The organism is Candidatus Polarisedimenticolia bacterium (genome assembly GCA_036004685.1).
In the GTDB taxonomy this organism is placed as follows: Bacteria; Acidobacteriota; Polarisedimenticolia; order Gp22-AA2; family AA152; genus DASYRE01.
In genome coordinates this window covers 1-3,466 of the sequence record DASYRE010000027.1, presented here as the reverse complement: position 1 = coordinate 3,466, position 3,466 = coordinate 1, and the positions used below count along the sequence as shown (strand labels likewise).

At 66.6% G+C, this 3,466-nt stretch carries 3 protein-coding genes; 1 reads left to right on the top strand and 2 read right to left on the bottom strand.

Annotated features, from left to right (window positions below):
• Nucleotides 1–318, bottom strand: a 318-nt coding sequence (locus VGR67_06640; GenBank protein HEV8336070.1) for a hypothetical protein, incomplete at its 3' end; no start/stop codon positions are given.
• Here VGR67_06640 and VGR67_06635 point away from each other — a divergent pair.
• Nucleotides 298–1,425, top strand: a complete 1,128-nt coding sequence (locus VGR67_06635) for a GntR family transcriptional regulator (GenBank protein HEV8336069.1) — start codon at nt 298–300, stop codon at nt 1,423–1,425. The genes VGR67_06640 and VGR67_06635 overlap by 21 nt on opposite strands.
• A gap of 109 nt (nt 1,426–1,534) precedes the next feature.
• On the opposite strand, the gene VGR67_06630 is transcribed toward VGR67_06635, so the two are convergent.
• Nucleotides 1,535–3,466: efflux RND transporter permease subunit (locus tag VGR67_06630; protein ID HEV8336068.1), on the bottom strand; the 1,932-nt coding region annotated here is incomplete at its 5' end.

Sequence of the window (3,466 nt, the reverse complement as noted above, 5' to 3'; positions counted from 1 at the left end):
GGCGCTTTCCATCCGCCCGCTGGTGGCGATGGCCCACGGCACGCCGGCCCGGGTCAGGTAGGCGAGGAGCTCGCGGGCGCCGGGGAGCGGGCGGACCTGGTCCGACAGGCGGGAATAGGCCTCCGCGTGGAGACGGAGGATGCGGCCGGCCTCTTCCGCCGTCATCGCGTGGCCTGTCTCGCGCAGAATGGCATTGGCCATCAGTATAGACAGGATCAAGGAGTTGTCCTGTATTTTGAGCCCCGGATGCAAAAATAGATGAGATTTCAACCGGACAGGTTGTAAGTAGCAGGTCGCATGGCTGCGGAAGCGAAACATCGGCGGATCTCCCGGGAGCTCCTCGCGGAGATCGCAGCCGGGAAATACCGTCCTCCCGAGCGCCTTCCGAGCGAAGCGGAGCTGGTGGAGCGTTTCCGCGTCTCCCGCCCGACCGCCGCCCGGGCCTTGCGCGACCTGGTGGACCAGGGCCTGATCGAGAGGCGCGTGGGCTCCGGGACCTTCCTGCGGAGTCCGGCTTCCGCCGGAAGCGATCGGGCACAGCGGCACCTCGGCCTCCTGATACCCGGACTGGGAACAACGGAGATCTTCGAAGTGATCTGCGGCGAGCTGGCCGGCCTGGCACGGGTCCACGACTACGCTCTCCTCTGGGGCGGAGGCGGGCAGGTGCCGCGCCCGGAGGCTACCGGCGTGGAAGCCGCGGAGGAGCTTTGCGAGCAGTTCATCCAGCGCAGGGTGAGCGGCGTCTTCTTCGCCCCCCTCGAGCACACCGAAGAGAAGGAGGAGGCAAACCGCCATCTCGCCGAGCGCCTGCGGAAGGCGGGAATCGCCCTCGTGCTCCTCGACCGCGACCTTGGCCCTTTCCCGGCCCGGAGCGAGTTCGACCTGGTGGGCATCGACAACTTCGCGAGCGGCTACCTGCTCGCGGCGCACCTCCTCAAGCTGGGGTGCAGGCGCCTCGCCTTCGTCGCGCCTCCATTTTTCGCGCCCACGGTGAGCATCCGCGTCGCCGGGGCGCGAGAGGCGATGTTGGACCGGAAACTGCCTTTGAGGCCGGATTTTCTCAGGGTGGGACAGCCGGACGACCTGGGATTCGTCAAAGGCCTTGCCACCGGGCGGCAGGTGGAGGCGGTGATCTGCGCCAACGACCGCTCAGCAGCGATGCTGATCCGATCCCTCGAAAAGCTGGGCATCCGCGTCCCGCGCGGCATCCGGGTGGTCGGGTTCGACGACGTGAAATACGCCACTCTTCTCTCCGTGCAGCTGACGACCATGCACCAGCCCTGCCGCGAGATCGCGGTGACCGCTTTCCGCGCCATGCTGGACCGCATCGCCGACCCGTCCCTGCCCCCGAGGAGCTTCGTCCTTACCGCCACCCTGGTGGTGCGCGAATCGTGCGGCGCTTACCTCCCCGGCAGGTCTCGCTGAAGCTTCATCGCCCGACTGACCGGCGTATCGAACAAAAACCACCGCGCTCCGGCTCATATCGGCCGCGGAGCGGCGTCCGGCCCGTCCTCCCAGCCGCCGAGGGCTTTGTTCATGACGCCAGCACCGGGACGGGTGCGGCTTCTCTTTCCGGGGCCGCTTCCATTTCGGCCTCCGCCGGCTCCGCCGCGTGACGGCGGGCCAGGAGCACGTAGAAGGACGGCACCACGAACAGGGTGAAGAGGGTCCCGATCGCCATCCCGGTGACGAGCACGATGCCGATGCTGTTCCGCGCGCCCGCGCCGGGGCCCCGGGCATACACCAGCGGGAAGTGGCCGGCGATGGTGGCCACCGAGGTCATGAGGATGGGGCGCAGGCGGGTCCCCGCTGCCTGGATCACCGCGTCGAGCTTGGAGAGGCCCGCCTCCTGAAGCGTGTTGGCGAATTCGACGATCAGGATCCCGTTCTTCGAGACCAGCCCGACGAGGGTCACCAGGCCGATCTGGCTGTAGATGTTGAGCGTCGTCGCTCCCAGGAAGGTGAAAAGGAGCGACCCCGAGAGCGCGAGCGGCACCGATCCCACCAGGATGATCAGCGGGTCGCGGAAGCTCTCGAACTGCGCGGCGAGGACCAGGAAGATCAGGACCAACGCCAGGAACAGCGTCGTGTTCAGGCGGTTTCCCTCCACGCGCAACTGGCGCGCCTCCCCGGCGTAGTCCATGGTGAAACCCGGGGGCAGGATCTTTGCCGCCTCCTCTTCGAGCGCCGTGAGGGCCTGGTCCAGCGTGGCCCCCGGCCGGATCGCGCCCTGGACCTTGACCGAGTTCAACTGCTGGAACCGGTAGATCGCCCTCGGCTCCGTCGTTTCCTTCAGCGTTGCGAAGGTCGACAGCTGGACGAGCTTCCCGTTCGGCCCGGTGACGTAGAAGTCGTTCAACTGATCAACGTTCAGGCGCTGCGTGCGGATGACCTGGGGAATCACCTTGTAGCTTCGTCCCTGGATGCTGAAGCGATTGACGTAGTTGCCGCCAAGCAGCACCGAGAGGTCGCGCCCCGCCTGACTGAGGTCAACACCCTGCGATCGCAGCTTGTCGCGATCGAAGACCACCTCCGCCTGCGGCTGATCGAATTTCAGGTCCGCGTCGGCGTAGATGAACATCCCGGAGGTGAATGCCTTCTGCACGAGCTGACGGGCGATCTCGTCCAGTTGCTGCGGCTCCGCCGCCGAGCCGATGACGAAATCGACAGGGAAGTCACCGCCGCCGGGCAGCGGGGCCGGCGTCAGCGGAATCGCCCGGATGCCCGGGATCTTCGACAACGGTCCGTACGACTCCATCAGGAGCTGCTGCGCGGTCTTCTGGCGTTCGCTCCACGGCTTGGTCACCATGCCGCCGAATCCGCCGTTCGGGATAATCAGTTGAAACGTCGCGGCCGTCTCGGGAAGCGATTTGTAGACATCGAGAATCTGCGACGTGAAGAGCTTCGTCTGCTCAATCGTCGCGTTCGGCGCGGCCTGCACGACCGAGAAGACGACGCCCTGGTCCTCGGCAGGCGCCAGCTCGCGCTGAGAGAACATGTAGAACGGCACGATCAGCAGCGCGACGATCACCCACAGGGTGAGCACCACGGGCCGGTACCTGAGCGTCGATGCCAGCGCGCGGACATATCCGCTGCGGACCGAGTCGAATCGCCGATTGATCCACGCCGCGAACCCGCGTTCCTTCTCCGCGGGTCGAAGCAGCTTCGCGCCCATCATCGGCGACAGCGTCAGCGCCACGACGCCGGAAACGATCACCGCGCCCGCCAGCGTGAAGGCGAACTCGCGGAACAGCGTGCCGGTCAGACCACCCTGGATCCCGATCGGCGCGTAGACGGCTGCCAGCGTGATCGTCATGGCAATGATCGGCCCGACCAGCTCACGCGCGGCGTCAAGCGCAGCCTGGGTCGGACGCTTGCCGCTGTGGATGTGGCGCTCGATGTTCTCCACCATCACGATTGCGTCGTCCACGACGAGGCCGACCGACAAGACGATGGCGAGCAGCGT